Annotated in this window: 14 protein-coding genes; 7 read left to right on the top strand and 7 right to left on the bottom strand. The window is 71.1% G+C overall.

All coding sequences use genetic code 11. From position 1 onward, the window contains the following. The first annotated feature begins 32 nt into the window (after positions 1–32). The 3 genes from AC0VYP_RS14725 to AC0VYP_RS14715 are packed head-to-tail and all read left to right on the top strand — an operon-like array spanning position 33 to position 2,682. Positions 33–1,172: an LLM class flavin-dependent oxidoreductase gene (locus AC0VYP_RS14725; protein WP_475470231.1), complete on the top strand. Its 1,140-nt coding sequence runs from the start codon at positions 33–35 to the stop codon at positions 1,170–1,172. Further along, positions 1,169–1,345, top strand: coding sequence for a hypothetical protein (locus AC0VYP_RS14720; protein WP_475470229.1), 177 nt, complete (start codon positions 1,169–1,171; stop codon positions 1,343–1,345). Before AC0VYP_RS14725 ends, AC0VYP_RS14720 begins: the two co-directional genes overlap by 4 nt. Beyond that, on the top strand, positions 1,342–2,682 hold the full coding sequence (locus AC0VYP_RS14715) for an NtaA/DmoA family FMN-dependent monooxygenase (protein ID WP_475470227.1): 1,341 nt from the start codon (positions 1,342–1,344) through the stop codon (positions 2,680–2,682). The genes AC0VYP_RS14720 and AC0VYP_RS14715 overlap by 4 nt, the downstream gene beginning before the upstream one ends. A gap of 49 nt (positions 2,683–2,731) precedes the next feature. Here AC0VYP_RS14715 and AC0VYP_RS14710 read toward each other — a convergent pair whose 3' ends face one another. After that, positions 2,732–4,660, bottom strand: coding sequence for an FAD/NAD(P)-binding protein (locus AC0VYP_RS14710; protein WP_475470226.1), 1,929 nt, complete (start codon positions 4,658–4,660; stop codon positions 2,732–2,734). A 198-nt stretch (positions 4,661–4,858) separates the two neighbouring features. Here AC0VYP_RS14710 and AC0VYP_RS14705 point away from each other — a divergent pair, with 198 nt between their 5' ends. Next, positions 4,859–6,154, top strand: coding sequence for a hemolysin family protein (locus tag AC0VYP_RS14705; RefSeq protein ID WP_475470224.1), 1,296 nt, complete (start codon positions 4,859–4,861; stop codon positions 6,152–6,154). A gap of 306 nt (positions 6,155–6,460) precedes the next feature. Then, positions 6,461–7,750 (top strand): YeeE/YedE family protein, encoded by a 1,290-nt coding sequence (locus tag AC0VYP_RS14700; protein WP_475470223.1) that lies wholly within the window; start codon positions 6,461–6,463, stop codon positions 7,748–7,750. Positions 7,751–7,801: 51 nt separating this feature from the next. Here AC0VYP_RS14700 and AC0VYP_RS14695 read toward each other — a convergent pair whose 3' ends face one another. After that, a complete protein-coding gene (locus AC0VYP_RS14695; RefSeq protein ID WP_475470222.1) occupies positions 7,802–8,638 on the bottom strand; it encodes a hypothetical protein in 837 nt (278 codons plus the stop codon). A 266-nt stretch (positions 8,639–8,904) separates the two neighbouring features. Here AC0VYP_RS14695 and lhgO point away from each other — a divergent pair, with 266 nt between their 5' ends. Beyond that, the gene (lhgO, locus tag AC0VYP_RS14690) at positions 8,905–10,110 is read left to right on the top strand and encodes an L-2-hydroxyglutarate oxidase (protein ID WP_285756575.1); all 1,206 of its coding nucleotides are present in this window, start codon (positions 8,905–8,907) and stop codon (positions 10,108–10,110) included. Positions 10,111–10,150: 40 nt separating this feature from the next. On the opposite strand, the gene AC0VYP_RS14685 is transcribed toward lhgO, so the two are convergent. From AC0VYP_RS14685 to AC0VYP_RS14670, 4 genes are all read right to left on the bottom strand, one after another. Continuing rightward, positions 10,151–11,158 (bottom strand): 1-aminocyclopropane-1-carboxylate deaminase, encoded by a 1,008-nt coding sequence (locus AC0VYP_RS14685; protein ID WP_285756574.1) that lies wholly within the window; start codon positions 11,156–11,158, stop codon positions 10,151–10,153. A 73-nt stretch (positions 11,159–11,231) separates the two neighbouring features. After that, positions 11,232–11,909, bottom strand: coding sequence for a GntR family transcriptional regulator (locus AC0VYP_RS14680; protein ID WP_285756573.1), 678 nt, complete (start codon positions 11,907–11,909; stop codon positions 11,232–11,234). Between the two features lie 251 nt (positions 11,910–12,160). After that, positions 12,161–13,003, bottom strand: coding sequence for an LLM class F420-dependent oxidoreductase (locus AC0VYP_RS14675; RefSeq protein ID WP_475470220.1), 843 nt, complete (start codon positions 13,001–13,003; stop codon positions 12,161–12,163). Between the two features lie 168 nt (positions 13,004–13,171). Continuing rightward, entirely contained in the window at positions 13,172–13,657 is a 486-nt protein-coding gene (locus AC0VYP_RS14670; RefSeq protein WP_475470218.1) for a hypothetical protein, read from the bottom strand. A 722-nt stretch (positions 13,658–14,379) separates the two neighbouring features. Between AC0VYP_RS14670 and AC0VYP_RS14665 the strand changes: the two genes are divergently transcribed. Next, positions 14,380–15,363, top strand: a complete 984-nt coding sequence (locus AC0VYP_RS14665; protein WP_475470217.1) for an NAD-dependent epimerase/dehydratase family protein — start codon at positions 14,380–14,382, stop codon at positions 15,361–15,363. Positions 15,364–15,416: 53 nt separating this feature from the next. On the opposite strand, the gene AC0VYP_RS14660 is transcribed toward AC0VYP_RS14665, so the two are convergent. Further along, positions 15,417–16,064: a GntR family transcriptional regulator gene (locus AC0VYP_RS14660; protein ID WP_475470216.1), complete on the bottom strand. Its 648-nt coding sequence runs from the start codon at positions 16,062–16,064 to the stop codon at positions 15,417–15,419. Between the last annotated feature and the right edge of the window lie 106 nt (positions 16,065–16,170).

Below are 16,170 nucleotides of genomic sequence, written 5' to 3'. Positions count from 1 at the left end.
GGGGGCGGGCCACGACCAGAAAGGCAGCGACCATGTCCGACGCACCCCAACCCCTGCGGATCGGGGCGGCGATCGACGGTGCCGGTGCCCACCCGGCCGCGTGGCGGGTCGCCCGTGCGGAACCGGCCGAACTGTTCACCGCCGGACACTACGCCGAACTGGCGCGCGAAGCCGAGCGAGGCGCACTCGACTTCGTGACCCTCGACGACTCGCTCGCCCTTCAGGACGACACCGGACAGACGGTACGCGGACGCCTGGACGCCCTGCTCACCCTCACCCGGATCGCCCCCGAGACCACCACCGTCGGCCTGGTGCCCACGGTCACCACCACCCATACCGAGCCCTTCCACGTCTCCAAGGCGGTGGCCACCCTCGACCACGTGAGCCTGGGCCGGGCCGGCTGGCGCGTACAGGTGTCAACCACCGAAGCCGAATCCCGCCACTTCGGCCGGCGCCCGGTCGCGGAGCGCCCGCGATTGTGGACGGAGGCCGCCGCGGTCGCCGACGTCGTGGGCCGGCTCTGGGACAGCTGGGAGGACGACGCCGAGATCCGCGATACCGCGACCGGCCGCTTCGTCGACACCGACCGGCTCCACTACGTGGACTTCTCCGGCCCCGGCTGGTCGGTGCGCGGCCCCTCCATCACACCCCGCCCGCCGCAGGGCCACCCTCTCGTCGTGGTACGCGCCGATTCGGAGGAGGCCGAGAGCGTGGCGGCCGCGGTCGCCGACGTCGTGCTCGTCGCGCCCACCGAACACGGCGCCGCAACCGCGCTGCGCGCCCGGATCAGGGCCGCCGCCGAGCGTGCCGGACGCGATCCCGCGCACGTGTCGGTCCTGGCCGACCTCCGGGTCCTGCTGGCCGAGGACACGGCCACCGCGTTCAACCGCAGGGACCGCCTGGACTCCTTGGCGGCCCCACCCGTCCGTGAAGCCGGCCTGCGGTTCACCGGAACGCCCCACGACCTTGCCGCCCGCATCCTGGACTGGACAGGCGCGGTCAACGGTTTCACCCTCTACCCGGCCGTACTGCCCGACGACCTCTCGGCCTTCGTCAACGGGGTCGTCCCGTTGCTGCGACAGGCCGGGGCGCTGCGCCCCGGCTCCCCGACAGCCACTCTGCGCGGCCGCTTCGGCCTGCCCCGCGCCGGCAATCGCTACGCCCGCGCATGACCACCCCCGGGCAGCCGCCGGAGGAACGAAACGGCACCACCGAGCACGACACCTACCTCATGGAGCTCGGTCTGGAGCTGGGGGTCAGCCCGCTGCCGCGGGCCGCACCCCCGTCCCGGGGCACAGGCCCCGAACCCGACCGTCCCGGACCCGGAGAGCAGCGCCACCCATGACCACGCCCCGTAAGCAGATCCGGTTGGCCGCCCACTTCCCCGGCGTCAACAACACCACCGTGTGGAGCGACCCGGCCTCCCGGAGCCAGATCGACTTCTCCTCCTTCGTCCACCTGGCCCGTACCGCCGAACGCGGAGGGTTCGACTTCTTCTTCCTCGCCGAGGGGCTGCGCCTGCGCGAACACCAGGGACGCATCCACGACCTCGACGTCGTAGGGCGCCCCGACACCCTCGCCGTCCTCGCCGGACTGGCTGCGGTCACCCGCCACCTGGGCCTGGCCGGCACGCTCAGCGCCACCTACAACGAGCCCTACGAACTGGCCCGGCAGCTTGCCAGCCTGGACCATCTCAGCGACGGACGGGCGGCTTGGAACGTCGTCACCACCTCCGACGCCTTCACCGGTGAGAACTTCCGTCGCGGGGGCTACCTCGACCACGCCGACCGCTACGAGCGCGCAGCCGCTTTCGTACGTGCCGCCCGAGGGTGGTGGGATTCCTGGAGCGCCGACGCGCTGGCCGGGGGGCGCGACCGGCCGACGTTCGTCAACGAGGGCGGAGTGCGCCGTTTCGCACAGACGGACCGCTTCTTCGCCGTCGAAGGGGAATCGACCGTCCCCCGCTCGCCCCAGGGCCATCCGGTCGTCATCCAGGCGGGCGACTCGGTCCAGGGGCGGGACTTCGCCGCGGCCAACGCCGACGTCATCTTCTCCCGGCACGGAGGGCTCGAACAGGGCCGCGACTTCTACGCCGACGTCAAGGGGCGGCTGGGCGGCTACGGGCGCTCGCCGGAGGACCTGCTCATCATGCCGGCAGCCACGTTCGTGGTCGCCGGCACCGCGGCCGAAGCCGAGGAGAGGGCGCGCCACATCCGTTACCAGCAGGTCAGCGGCCAGACTGCGATCCGCTCCCTGGAGCAGGTGTGGGGCCGCGACCTCTCGGCGTACGACCCCGACGGCCCGCTCCCCGACGTCGAGCCCGATCCGGGCAACACCGCGATCAGCCAGGGCCGGGCAGGGCGGGTGAAGGACCCGCTCGCCCAGGTCCGCGCGTGGCGCGAACTCGCCGAGGCCAAGAAGCTGAGCATCCGCGACCTCGTGGTGGAGACCACGGCGCGCCAGACCTTCGTCGGAACGCCCGACGGGGTCGCCGCCCAGCTCGACGAACACGTGCAGACCAAGGCCTGTGACGGTTTCGTGCTCGTTCCGCACCTCACCCCGGGAGGTCTGGACGACTTCGTCAACCTGGTGGTCCCGCTCCTGCGCGAACGAGGGGTGCTGCGCACCGAGTACACCGGTGCCACCCTGCGCGAGAACCTGGGGCTGCCCGCCCCCCGCTGAGCGGGGCCTTTCCCGCCGGCGTCCCTCGGGAGGGCGGACAGCCCGCCGGTCAGCGGGTGAGGGCCAGTGCGCGCAGCACCGCGCGGGCCACGGTGTCGTTCTGCCTGAAGAACCCCGCGTTGGTGCGGGGACGGGAGAAACCGCCCGCGCCCACCACCCCCGCGACCAGTGCGCCCGCACCGAACCGGGCCGGGTGCGGGCTGCCGTCGCCCCGTAGGAGCCGCTGGTCGCCGGGGGCGGCGTCGATGAGCCCGGTGCGATGTGCGGTGCCGGTCCCGGGATCGGTCCGCTCCAGCTCCCGGATCGCCCCCCGGTCCAGGAGGGCACGCAACAGCGGGTCGGTCGAGCGGGTCAGCGTCGTGGCGGGCAGGCGCGCCTCGATCAGCGCGCGGGCCTCCACGACGGAACCGGTACTGGTGGACGACGCCCGGAACACGCCGTCCACAGCGCCGACCTCGGTGCCGGCTCCGATGAACCGCACCACACCGGCGCGGGCCAGCGCCAGCAGCTCCTCCAGGCGCGGTCCCGGCGGCCCACTCGCCACATAGCTGAAGAAGCCCATGAAGGCGGGGAACCCGCGCTCCTGGGACGAAGGGGAGAGCCGGTCGGGAGCCAGCTCGCTCAGCACGCCGAACACCGACAGCAAGGCGTGGAACACCGCCAGATCGGAACTGTGACGGTCGTCGCGACGCCTGTGCAGGTCGGCACGCAGATAGTCAACCATCCACGTCTGCAGGTCCGCGGGGCGGGCGAAGCGGAGCCCGGCCAGAGGACGGTCCAACTCCTGGACGTCGAACCGGTCGGCCTCCTCGGGGACGGCCTGTGCCACCAGGTCCTTGAGCGCCGGATCGCTCCAGTCCAGGGCGTCCAGGCGGGCCAGGAACTCGTCGGCGTCCACGGACAGGCGCTCGGGATGCGAGCCGGCCAGTTCACGGTAGGCGGCGTCGGTGAGTTCGCGCACGATGAGGGGCAGCAGGTCCTCGTCGAAGTCCAGGGGGCTTTCGCCGAGCGCCGCCACCGCTTCGGCACTGAAGTGCCGGGGGAGGGAGGGGCGGGAGCCGGGCAGGTCGTAGTGGATCTTCGAGTGGTAGGGCACGCCCCGGCGCGAACCTGCGTGGATCACGGGTTCGGCGCCCGAGGGCGTGTAGTGCAGCTCGCCGGCGGCGTCGCGGCGGAAGGCACCGCCTCGTCCGGAGGTGAGCAGCACCATCGTGTCGATGAAGGCGAGACCCAGTCCGCGCACGATCACCGGTTCCCGTGCCGGGACGGCGTCCAGGGAGACGTCGGCGGTGGAGGAGGTGGGCAGGTAGGTCAACCCGTGGGCGTCGGAGTAGCGGGCCAGCCGCTCCTCCTCGGGGGTGGGCGCGGTGTCCGGTCCGCCCTGGGCCAGGACCACGGCGTCAACGTCAAGGGCCGGCCGGTCGCCGTCCAGCACCACCCGCTGGCGTCCGTCGGACAGGTCGATGACGTCCACGGCCCGCGCCGCCACGGTGTGCACCCGCACCGCGGGGGCGGCGCGACCGGCCACGTGCCAAAAGACCCAGGACAGGTAGTGGCTCTGCAGCCGGCGCGTGGCGAACCAGCCCCCGGTGACCCGGGCGGCCTCGGAGAGGTCGTCGTAGTCGGGTTCGAAGCCGGCGGGGAGCGGGAGCCGTCCCGTCACCACCTGGCCCGCCCACTCAGTGAGAGTCGGGCCGGCCACGATGGGGCCCGTGCAGGTCACGGATTCGTCGGTGAACATCGTGCAGTCGTCGGCCGTGGTGTTCATCCACAGCCACCGCGACTGTTCGCGGCGCCAGATCCGTCCGCCCCCCGGAGGGTGAGGATCGATCACGTGCACGTCGAAGGAGAGTCCCGGTGTCAGCTCCGAGCGGTTGGCGGTGATGCGTTCCAGCAGAGAGGTTGCGCGCGGGCCTGCGCCGATGATCGCCAGACTCGGGGCACGGCGCTGGTCGGGGGACTGGAATGGGCGGGTCACGCACCGACGTTAATCCAAACTAAACCGGTAGTAAATACCTGAATAAAGGGAGTCGGCCTCTTCTTCACCACCGCGACTGACCACCGCGACCGACCGCCGAGGCCGGGCCGAATACACCGGAGCCGTTGAGGGCATGCGTGAGTCCGTGCGTCACGCGTCTTCGAGTACCCGTCCGGACTCACGTGCCTGAAGGGCCCCATGGACAACTACGCGACCGAGCTCGTCCTCGTCCTCGTCCTGCTCGTGCTGAACGCGATCTTCGCCGGCAGCGAGATCGCGCTGATCACACTGCGCGAGGGGCAACTCAAACGATTGGAACAGCGGGGAACCGGCGGGAGGCTGGTCGCCGGCCTGGCCCGCGACCCCAACCGCTTCCTGGCCACCACCCAGATCGGCATCACCCTGGCCGGGTTCCTCGCCTCGGCCACCGCCGCCGTCTCCCTCGCCCAGCCGCTCGTGCAGCCCTTGGGATTCCTCGGCAACGCAGCCGGCCCGGTATCGATCGTGCTGGTCACCGTAGTGCTCACCTTCGTCACCCTGGTCCTCGGCGAGCTTGCCCCCAAACGCATCGCCATGCAGCGGGCCGAAGCCTGGGCACTACTGGTCGCCAGGCCGCTCACCCTGCTCGCCGCGCTCTCCCGTCCAGCGGTATGGCTGCTCAGCGCCTCCACCAACCTGGTGGTACGCCTTGGCGGCGCCGACCCCGAAGCGGGACGGGACGAGGTGTTGACCGAAGAACTGCGCGACATGATCGTCACCCGGCACGATATGACGACGGAACAGCGCACCATCCTGACCGGCGCATTCGCGATCACCGATCGGCGACTGCGCCAGATCCTCGTGCCGCGCCGCAGCGTCAACGTCCTGCCCACAGCGCTGTCGGCCCCGGACGCGGTGCGCCTGCTCGCCCAACGCGGGCACTCCCGCGCGCCGGTGGTCGAGGGGGAGGGCCTCGACACCCTCATCGGGGTCGTGCACTGGTCGGACCTGCTGCGCGGACAGGGCAGTGCGGGCGACCTCGCCCGCCCCCCGTTGCTGCTCCCCGACTCGCTTCCGGTGTCGAAGGCGCTGCACCACCTGACGGCCCAACGCCAGCAACTGGCGTTCGTCGTCGGCGAGCTCGGTTCGGTTGACGGCATCGTCAGCCTGGAGGACCTGCTGGAGGAGATCGTCGGCGACATCTACGACGAGACCGACGCAGAGGGACAGCCCGTCGCCCACCTGGACGGCGGCTCCGTGCGGATCCCCGGCACGTTCCCGCTCCACGACCTTCCCGACCTGGGTATCCGTCTCGGCAACCGTCCCGAGGGCGACTACGTCACCATCGCCGGGCTGGTCATCGCCCTCCTCCACCGCATCCCCACCGAGCCCGGCGACCGCGTGGACCTGGGGGCCTGGACGGCGGCCGTCACCGGCACCGACGGCCGCGCCGTCACCGAGGTGGTCCTTTCCCCGGCGCCCTCCCCCGAACCGCCCCCGGGACAGCGGGAGTGATCCGAGAGGCATCCGACGGCGACGGGCCACCGCAGGCCGTCCCCGCCTTGTTCACGCATCGCACCCAAGGGGTAGCCTGTGGTCGTTATGTCTGGTCCGACGATCTTCTTGCGCATGGTGCTGATCTCCATGTCGCTCACGAGCACCGATGACGGCCTGTGTCGTCGCCGGTTTTCCCGCCGCGCTCTCTGACGCGGCCCCTCCCCGCTGAGCCGCCGTTTCTTCGGCAGGGGGAGGGCACGATCCGTCCCGACCCACCGCACCCCCTTGTTCCGGGCTGCCCGTCATGCCATGGAGACCGTCGCGATGACACCATCCGCCCCGCCCGACACCGATGACCGCCGATCGTTCACAGCGGGACTGCTCTTCCACAACACCCTGTCCGTGCCGCCCCCCGCAGCACCGGCGCTGGAACCGGTCCGCTGGACGCCGCTGGTCGTCGCTTTCGCCGTACTCGCCGTGCTCGCCTCCTACGTCGGGCTGGAACACGGAGCCAAGCCGGCCGTCCTGCTGCTGCTGGGCACCGGACTGGGGCTCGCGCTCTTCCACTCCCGTTTCGGGTTCACCTCGGCCTGGCGCCAGTTCGTCGCGGTCGGAAACGGGACCGGGCTTCGCGCCCACGCCCTGCTGCTGGGCACCACCGCGACACTCTTCGCCCTGGTGATCGGGACGGGAACCGGCCTGTTCGGCAGCGATCCCCAGCCTTCGGCCGGGCCGATCGGGGTCGCCCTGTTCCTCGGCGCCTTCTTGTTCGGCATCGGTATGCAACTGGGCGGAGCGTGCGCTTCCGGGACGTTGTTCGCCGTCGGCTCCGGGCAGTCCGCCATCCTCGTGACACTGGCGGGCTTCATCGCCGGTTCGGTCATCTACAGCGCCGGATGGCCGATGGTCGCCGACCTGCCCGCGCTGCCGCCCTTCCTGCTCTCCGACCACGTCGGCTGGGCCGGGTCATGGGCCGTCACCGTCGCGCTGCTCGCCGCTCTGGTCGTCGGCACCCGCATCGTGCAGAACCGGCGCACCCCGCCGCCGGTCGGCGCGGTCCCCAGCACCGCGGGCGCCGCGCGGATCCTTCGCGGGAGCTGGCCGATGCTCGCAGGCGCGCTAGTGCTGGCCGTACTCGGCGGCGCCGTGCTGGTCGTCTCCGGAGGCGCGTGGGGGATCACCAGCGCCTTCAACCTGTGGGGTGCGAAGTTCCTCCAGTTCATCGGCCTGCACCCGCAGACGTGGGCGTTCTGGCAGCAACCCGACCAGGCCGCACAACTGGCCGGGCCGGTCCTCGCCGACAAGAACAGCCTCACCAACATCGGCATCATGATCGGCGCCGCGATCGCCGCAGCCGCCGCCGGCGCGTGGAAGCTGCACACCGGACTGCGCTGGAACGTCGTGGCCGCTGCCCTGGTCGGAGGCATCCTGATGGGGATAGGGGCACGCCTGGCAGGAGGCTGCAACATCGGTGCCTACCTCGCCGGTATCGCCTCGGGCAGCCTGCACGGCTGGCTCTGGGCCGTCGCAGCCATCGCCGGTACCTGGGTGGGGCTGCGCGCCCGCTCGCTGTTCATGATGGCCAACCCCAAGCCCGGCGACAGCGTCTGCTGACGGCGCGGGACACCACCACGGCCGCGGTCTTCGACGGGGCGGCCCGCACGGTCAGCCGGAGTCGTCGTCCCACCCGACAGGGGAGGGGCGGCCCCGGCGTCCGGACCGTTCGGGGATACGTGCGGGATTGGGCCAGCTCTGCGCCGTAACCGTCCGCCACCAGTGGCCGAACTGCTCGGGGGAGGCGCCCGGCACGGAGCACTCGTCGGCCACCGCCTCACGTGCGGCGCTTTCCCACCTGACGATCATGATCCGGACGGTCCGCAGCCCCAGCAGCGACTCCTCCAGCCCGGCAGCGTCCAGCGGCTCCGCCGACCTGCGGTCGCCCCGGGGCAGAGCACGGGCCGGTGCGATGTCGTGGCGAAACACCACGACGATGGGCGTCTTGCGCTTTGCGAGCAGGATCCACCCCCACACGGCCTTGTCGGCCACCGAATGGAACCGGTCCGCCCGTTCCCGGCGCTCGGTCGCGGCGATGCGCCGTTTCCGTTCCCGCGCCTCGATTTCCGCTCCGCGCGCGGCCAGCCGCTCCTCGATCTCCTCCTGCACCGGCCGGTAGGCGGCGGCAGCGGCATCCGTCCGCTCCCGATAGCACTGTCTCGCCCGGGCCACCCGTTGTCTGCCGCCCGAGAGCAGATCCGTCCACCGCAGGCGCGACAGCCTGTCCAGCCGGGTCTCCTCCTCGACGAGCACCGCCTCGTACGTGCGTGCCGCGGTCACCCATCGCCGGTACAGTTCCCCGCTGCCCCGCAGTACTTTCCGCTCGGGCCGGTGGTGCAGCCCATCCGGCGGTGCGGTCACGCTGTAGACGAAGAACAACCGCTCCGGGGACACCGCCGAGGCGTACTGCTTCTTTTCGCCGATCACGATCAGGACCGTCTCAGCCATCGTCGTCAATCCTCCTCTGACCAGCATCGACCAGGGAAGGGCAGCGGGGAACGCGGCCAGGGGTAAGTCTCGTGTCGCCACCGGGCACGACGACCTTGCCCGGCGGCCATATCCCTTCGGGCCGGCCCGTTGCCGGCAGACGCGGCAGGGGGTTGTGAAGGTCGCGGCGAGCCGATGGGCGGGACGCGCCGGCCACCCGCCCCGGGGGCGGTTATCCTCGGCGGGGCACGTTACCGGGGCGCTCCCCGTACGATCCGAGGTGGGCAATGGCGCACTACGACTTCTGTGTGATCGGTGCCGGAATCGTCGGCCTGGCCACCGCTGCCGCCATCCTGCGCAGGCGACCCGGCGCGGACCTGCTCCTCCTGGACAAGGAGCACGGAGTCGCCCGCCACCAGAGCGGCCACAACAGCGGAGTCATCCACTCCGGTATCTACTACGCCCCGGGCAGCCGCAAAGCGGTCTTCAGCAAGGAGGGTGCCGCCCGGACCAAGGAGTTCTGCGACCGTCACGGCATCGCCTGGCAGCAGCGGGGCAAGCTGCTCGTGGCCACCACCCCGGTCGAAGAAGAACGGATGAGGGGGTTGGGGGAGCGCGCCGCACTCCACGGCATCGAAGCACGGACACTCAGCGCCGCGCAGCTCCGTGATCGCGAACCCAACATCGAAGGATCGGGTGCCCTGTACGTGCCCGCAACCGCGATCGTGGACTATCGCCAGGTGAGCGAGGTGCTCGCCCGGGTCGTCGCCGACGCAGGTGCCGACCTGAGGTTCGGCGCCGCGGTGCGCGGCATCCGGGAAAGCCGAACACGGGTGGAGATCGTCGCCGAACAGGGCCTGAACAGCTGCGACGCGCTTGTCGTGTGTGCAGGGCTGCAAGCCGACCGACTCGCCCGGATGGCCGGTGTCACCACCGACATCCGCATCGTCCCGTTCCGCGGCGAGTACTTTCGGCTCCCCGCCGGGAAGAGCGATTTCGTGCGCCACCTCGTCTACCCGGTGCCCGACCCCGCCCTTCCCTTCCTCGGGGTCCACCTGAGCCCCACCCTCCGGGGCGAGGTGACAGTGGGGCCCAACGCCGTCCTGGGGCTGGCCCGGGAGGGATACCCGAAGTTCTCCGTCAGCCTCCGCGACACGTGGGAGGTCGCGGCCTTCCCCGGAACGTGGCGCCTGGCCCGATCCGCCATCGGCGCGGGTGCACGCGAGATGCGCAATTCCCTGTCGCGCACCAGCTACCTCCGGGAGTGCCGCGCCTACGCCCCCTCGCTCACCCGGCACGACCTCCTCCCGCACGGGGCAGGGATCCGGGCACAGGCCGTACGCCGCGACGGCACGCTCGTCCACGACTTCGAGATCGCGGAGTCCGCCCGGATGATGCACGTGCTCAACGCGCCGTCCCCCGCGGCGACGGCCGCGCTGCCCATCGGCGCGCACTTGGCCGAACGCGCTGTCGCCAAGCGGGAACAGCCGTGACCGGAGCCGTTCGCCGCCGTCGCCCCGGTCACGATCGGCATCAGCTGAAGAGGCCGCTGTAGGCGTTGAGGGCGGGTTGGCCACCGAGGTGGGCGTAGAGGACGTTGGAGTCCTTGGGGATCTCGCCGGAGCCGACGAGGTCGATGAGCCCTGCCATGGACTTGCCCTCGTAGACAGGGTCGATGATCATGCCTTCCAGGCTCCCGGTGAGCCGGATGGCGTCGATCGTGGACTGCACCGGGATGCCGTAGAGGTCGCCGGCCCACCCCTCCAGCAGGGTGATCTCCTCCTCTCGCAGGTCGCGGCCCAGGCCGATGAGTTCTGCGGTGGCGCGTGCGATCGAGGCGACCTGGGCACGGGTCGCGGCAGGCTTGGCCGAGGCGTCGATGCCCAGGACCCGGCGGGGCCGGTCCTGGCCGGCGAATCCGGCGATCATCCCGGCGTGCGTGCTGCCCGTGACACTGCACACCACCACGGTGTCGAAGAAGACCCCCAGCTCCTTTTCCTGGGTCTGCACTTCATAGGCCCAGTTGGCGAAGCCCAGACCGCCCAACGGGTGGTCCGAGGCCCCGGCCGGGATGGCGTAGGGGGTCCCGCCCGCCGCGCGCACGTCCTCCAGCGCCCGGGTCCAACTGTCCCTGACCCCGATGTCGAACCCGGCGTCAACGAGCTGGACCCGGGCACCCGCGATGCGGGAGAGCAGGATGTTGCCGACCTTGTCGTTGACCGGGTCGGGCCAGTCCACCCAGCTCTCCTGCATCAGCACGGCCTTCAACCCGAGTTTGGCGGCCACCGCCGCCACCTGGCGGGTGTGGTTGGACTGCACACCGCCGATGCTCACCAGGGTGTCGGCTCCCTGGCGCAGTGCGTCTGGAACGAGGTACTCCAGTTTGCGGGTCTTGTTGCCGCCGTAGGCCAGTCCACTGTTGCAGTCCTCGCGCTTGGCCCAGATGCGGGCTCCGCCGAGGTGGTTGCTGAGGCGGTCCAGGGGGTGTACGGGGCTGGGGCCGAACAGCAGCGGATAGCGCTCGAAATCGTCGAGGGACATCGTTCCTCCTTGGCGGGACACGTCCGGTGCGGTGCGACCGGTCGATAGTGGGAAAGGTCGTGGGGGCACAGCCCTAGCCGTGCTCCGTATCGGGGGCGGCGGCGTCCAAGAGCGGGACGAGCGTCTGCCAGTTGGCGCGGGCTGCGGCGGCCGCACCCTCGACGTCCCCCTCTGCGCACAGCGCGATGATCCGTTCGTGTTGGGCGACCGACCCACGGCCGCTCAACGAGGAGAAACGCAGCCGTTCGACGCGTCGCAGCACCGGGGTGAACTGCTCGAGGACACGGAGTACCGCCTGGTTGGCGCAGGCCGTGACCGTGACGCCGTGGAAATCGTCGTCGGCGGCGAGTGCGGCCTCGACGTCGCCGCGCCGCAGCGCGTCGGCGAACCGGGAGTTGGCGTCGCGCATGGCGTCCAGTTCGGCTGCGGACAAATGGGGGAGCGCCTCGCGCACGGCGAGTTCGTGCATGGCGCCCGTCACCGACTGGGCGTTGCGTGCGGCACGCACGTCCAGCGGGCTGACGATGGTGGAGCGTCCCGGTTTGGTCTGCACCAGCCCGGCCTGCTCAAGGCGTGCCAGCGCCTCTCGGATGGGGGTGCGGCTGACACCCAGCCATGCCACCAGGTCGCCGTCAACGAGGCGTTCGCCCGGAGCGAGCGTGCCGTCAACGATCGCGTCCCGGATCATTCGATAGGCGTTCTCCCGAAGGAGTGACTTGGCGGCGAGCCCTCGGCCCTGGGGAACTGGCATGCAATATATTGCATGCTGCATGTCGCATGATTGTCAAGGGCCGGGTAGCCGACCGGGCGGTCTCCCCGGGCCGGTGCCCGGTGCTCGGTGCCCAGTGGGCGAGCGGTGAGGTGACGCAGATGAACCGGTGCGTCCTCGTCCGCGACGACGGCCCTTCCCAGCAAACCGGACCGGGCCCCTGTCTCGTCCGACCGCTCTCAAGGCACCGCGGGAGCGTGAACAGCCCGAGGTCAGGCCAGTGCGGCGGCGAGTCAACGCCACTGCTCACGGGGAAGGGAGCCGGTGGCGCCGGGCACGACCACCTGTAGGGCGACGTGGTCCGCACCCGCCGCCCGGAAATCGGCGACCCGGTTGCGGATCCTCTCGTCGTCGCCCCAGGCGTAGACGGCGTCAACGAGCCGGTCGCTGCCGCCACCCGCGAAGTCGTCCTCGGTGAACCCCAGGCGCAGGAACGAGTTCGTGTAGTTGGGCAGGGACAAGTAGCGCGAGAGGTAGTCGCGGGCGGCAGAGCGGGCGGTTGCCGGGTCGGTCTCCAGGACGATCTTCAGATCGGGGGCCAGGAGCGGCCCCGGACCGAGGAGCTCGCGCGCTTTCGCGGTGTGCTCGACGGTGACCAGGTACGGGTGGGCGCCTCCCGCGCTGTCGCGGGAGAGTTCGAGCATCTTCGGGCCGAGGGCGGCCAGCACGATTCGTCCGGCCGGGACGCCGGCGGCCTTCAGCGCGTCGAGGTAGGTCGCCATCGACGAGTAGGGACGCTTGTACTGAGCGGCGAGTCTGGCGTGACTGGCCCCGATGCCCAGGAGAAACCTCCCTGGGTGTGCTCGGTCGAGCTCCAGGAAGCGCGCGGCGGTGTCGGTGGCCGCGTACTGCCAGATGCTGAGGATGCCGGTGGCGACGGTCAGCGTCGAGGTGGCCTCGATGAGGGGAACCGCGTGTTCGACACCGCTGCTCCCGCCCAGCCAGACGGCTCCGAAGCCGAGTTCCTCCAGCTCGGCAGCCGCCTCGGGGATCTCCCCGCGCAAGGCGGCGTCCTCGGAGCGTAGCTCTGCGCTCCAGATCCCATGCGGTCCCAGTTCGTCGCGCAGCGCGGTCATCGTTGTTCCCCTCGCGTGTCCTCGGCATCCGGAATCGTCCTCGACTACCCGCAGGCGGCGCCGACCACTCTGCCTGCTCGGCAAATCCTCGTGCCCGGAGGCCCCGTCCACGACGCGAAGGAAACAGGACGGGCGGTTCGGCGGACGCGTTGGTCCGGGGGAGCGGGGTTACCCCGGCCCTACGGCGGCAGCCGTGACGCGTAGTTCGGTGATGGCGCTGATGTGGCGCGCCCCGCAGGCGTCGGCGGGCACCACCAGCTGCGGCCCCAGGGCGTCCAGGGGGTGGTGGTCAACCGCTGTGGCCAGTAGTGCGGGGGTGCCGGTGAAGTCGGGATCGATTTCCGCCCAGCTCAGTACGGCGAGGTGTCCATCGCGGCCCACGACGGTGACGAGGTGGTGGGCGCGGGCCTTGCGGGTGGCGTGCGCGGCGAAGACGTGCGAGCCGAGGACGTCGTAGAGCAGCGGTCCGACGCAGTGCATGCGACGAGGACCGTTCGTGGCACACGAGTAGGTGGTGACGACCGCGCGCTGCTCCCACGCGCGAAGGTGGTTGACGCCCAGGAGGACCGGGACCGCGCCTCCGATGACCCGAAGAGGCGGAGCAGCGGGAACGGGGTGGTGGACTGCGGTGCCGATTCCTGGGGCAGGGTCCATTGCCGTCGTCCTCCGCTGGTGGGGTGGCCGCTGCCGGTGTCCCGGCTGTGCGGTGATGCCCGGCCCAGGAACCAGCAAATCGTATTTGCAATGGGTTCTCTCTTTTCAGCTAGCAAATGCAGGCACTTGGAGAAGTTTTTCCTTGCTTCTGCTTATATGAGCAGCGGGCGATGCCGCGTGGGGCGGTCGGCGGACGCCGCGTCCGGTCGGGCTGCGATCCGGCACGGGACGGGTACGACGGTTGCCGCGGCACAGCCACGATTTCGCACGGTCGGTGCATGACTACCGCCCGTACGGGTAAGCGGCCAATCAGGGCGCCGGACGACGATCCGCAAGGGCGCCGTCCGGCGGGCACGCGGTTAGGAAGCAGCCCGGCCTGGGGCTCCCCAGCCGCTACGGGGAGCCCCTCCCCGCTCGGCCTCGGCCGTGGCGACGGGGCGCGGGATCGAGCCGCCCACCGGGGTGGAGCCGGCGGGCGGCTTCTGGCCGTTGACGACCACGTGCTCGCCGTCGCCGTCGGTCAGGGTGGTGGGCGGGACGGCCGTTCCGCTGTCGCTGATGGTGATGTCGTCCCGGGGCGGTGCGGAGACGCCGCCGCGGACCGCGACGGCACCGCCCGGACCGGAAACGGTGGTCGCCGGGACGGGCGCTTCTGCTCTCGGCGGATCTGCTGAGAGCAGGCATCGATCCCAGGAAGAGCGATCAGGGGCAGAGTGGCCCTCATGCGACTTCTGATATTGGGTGGAACGGAGTTCGTCGGTCGTGCGATCGCCGACGAGGCGCTGGCGCGTGGTTGGCAGGTGACCGTGTTCAACCGCGGGCGGCACGCTCCGCCGCCGGGTGTCCGGGCACTCCGTGGCGAGCGCGGCTCCGAGGGCGGCCTCGGGGCCCTCGAGCGGGGCGAGTGGGATGCCGTCGTCAACACCTGGACGGGCGCCCCCTCGGCCGTGCGCGATACGACCCGGCTGCTGGCCGACCGGGCCGAGCGCTACGTCTACGTCTCCAGCCGCTCGGTTTATGCCGAGCCCGTCCGTGCGGGGCTCGCCGAGGACGGCCCTGTCGTCAACGCCGATCCCGACGACGGAGAGGTCGCCTACGCCCGGGCCAAGCGGGGTGGTGAGCTGGCCGCGCTGGCCGTTTTCGGTGATCGGGCGCTGCTGGGGCGGGCCGGACTGATCCTCGGTCCGCGGGAGAACGTCGGCCGCCTGCCCTGGTGGTTGGGGCGCATCGCCCGCGGCGGCCACGTTCTGGCCCCCGGTCCCGCCGACCTGGGCCTGCAATACATCGACGCCCGCGACCTCGCGATATGGGTCGTCGATGCAGTCGAGCGCGGGCTCGGCGGCCCCTACAACCTGGTCAGCGAGCCGGGACACGCGACGATGGGCGAACTGCTGGAGGCGTGCGTCCGGGCGACCGGCGCCGACGCCCGGTTGCACTGGGTCGCCCCCGAGACGATCCTGGCAGCCGGTGTCCAGCCCTGGACCGACCTGCCGATCTGGCTGCCCGAGGGAGATCTCTACGACGCCTTGCACCGGGGGGACGTCACCAAGGCGGTCGCGGCGGGCCTGCGTTGCCGCCCCGTGGCGGAGACGGTCACCGACACCTGGGCATGGCTCAAGGGACTGGGAGGGCACGCACCCCGGCGTCCCGATCGGCCCGCCGTCGGGCTGGCCCCGGAGACGGAGGCGGCGTTGCTGCGCGACTGAACGGTCCGGCCGTGGTGATGGCTCGGGGCCCGGAGCGCGCGGGCCCCGAGCAGCTACGGCGCGCCCAGCGCCTGGTAGGTCAGGTTGACCAGGTAGTCGTTCAGCCGGTGGGAGGAGGCGACCGCGTCGGCCTCGTCCCCGTGGGCGACCGCGCGCAGGATCGCGCTGTGGAAGCCGGCCGCGATGTGCAGGTGCTCGGCCACGTCGGGGAGATGGGCGAACCAGAACCGCCGCGACAGTGCCTGCAACGGGGCCATCGCGAGCTGCAGGTAGTCGTTGTGCCCGGCCACGGCCATGAGCGTGTGCGCCCGTTTGAGGAGTTCACCGAAATCGCGGACGCCGTCGCCGGTGAAGGCGTCCAGGCGTCCGGCGAGTTCGAGCATCGACTCCTTCTGTCGGGTCTGGGCGCGGAAGGTCGCCAGTCGGACGGCCAGTTCCTCCAGGGTGCGGCGCAGCTCCAGGAGGCGGAAGTGCTCCTCGATCGAGGTGGTGGCGACGAAGACGCCCCGACGGGGAAGGATCTCGACCATGCGCTCACGCGCCAGTCGCTGGAGTGCTTCTCGTACCGGCGTGCGTCCGAAGCCGGTCAGCTCCATCAGCATCGACTCGGAGAGCAGTTGCCCAGGGGCCAGTTCCTGGAAGGTGATCATGTCCTCCAGGCGTTCGTACGCCTGATCCGCCTTGTTCGCCTGCCCCGGCACGCGCCCTCCTCCTGGTGATCGCCGGCCCCGTCGTGGGGCGCGGCGCGCCCGGCCATCTTCGCAGAGGTCCGACCGAACCGCCCCGAGGATATGGACAGGAAATATC

This window comes from Nocardiopsis sp. iso_186, from assembly GCF_056173365.1.
This window is presented reverse-complemented; position numbering and strand designations above follow the sequence as displayed.

Coding starts and splice junctions, on each gene's coding strand:
- lhgO (WP_285756575.1), top strand. CDS start 8,905: ATGGCGCACTACGACTTCTGTGTGATCGGTGCCGGAATCGTCGGCCTG.
- AC0VYP_RS14695 (WP_475470222.1), bottom strand. CDS start 8,638: ATGGCTGAGACGGTCCTGATCGTGATCGGCGAAAAGAAGCAGTACGCC.
- AC0VYP_RS14665 (WP_475470217.1), top strand. CDS start 14,380: ATGCGACTTCTGATATTGGGTGGAACGGAGTTCGTCGGTCGTGCGATC.
- AC0VYP_RS14720 (WP_475470229.1), top strand. CDS start 1,169: ATGACCACCCCCGGGCAGCCGCCGGAGGAACGAAACGGCACCACCGAG.
- AC0VYP_RS14675 (WP_475470220.1), bottom strand. CDS start 13,003: ATGACCGCGCTGCGCGACGAACTGGGACCGCATGGGATCTGGAGCGCA.
- AC0VYP_RS14705 (WP_475470224.1), top strand. CDS start 4,859: ATGGACAACTACGCGACCGAGCTCGTCCTCGTCCTCGTCCTGCTCGTG.
- AC0VYP_RS14685 (WP_285756574.1), bottom strand. CDS start 11,158: ATGTCCCTCGACGATTTCGAGCGCTATCCGCTGCTGTTCGGCCCCAGC.
- AC0VYP_RS14715 (WP_475470227.1), top strand. CDS start 1,342: ATGACCACGCCCCGTAAGCAGATCCGGTTGGCCGCCCACTTCCCCGGC.
- AC0VYP_RS14680 (WP_285756573.1), bottom strand. CDS start 11,909: ATGCCAGTTCCCCAGGGCCGAGGGCTCGCCGCCAAGTCACTCCTTCGG.
- AC0VYP_RS14725 (WP_475470231.1), top strand. CDS start 33: ATGTCCGACGCACCCCAACCCCTGCGGATCGGGGCGGCGATCGACGGT.
- AC0VYP_RS14700 (WP_475470223.1), top strand. CDS start 6,461: ATGACACCATCCGCCCCGCCCGACACCGATGACCGCCGATCGTTCACA.
- AC0VYP_RS14670 (WP_475470218.1), bottom strand. CDS start 13,657: ATGGACCCTGCCCCAGGAATCGGCACCGCAGTCCACCACCCCGTTCCC.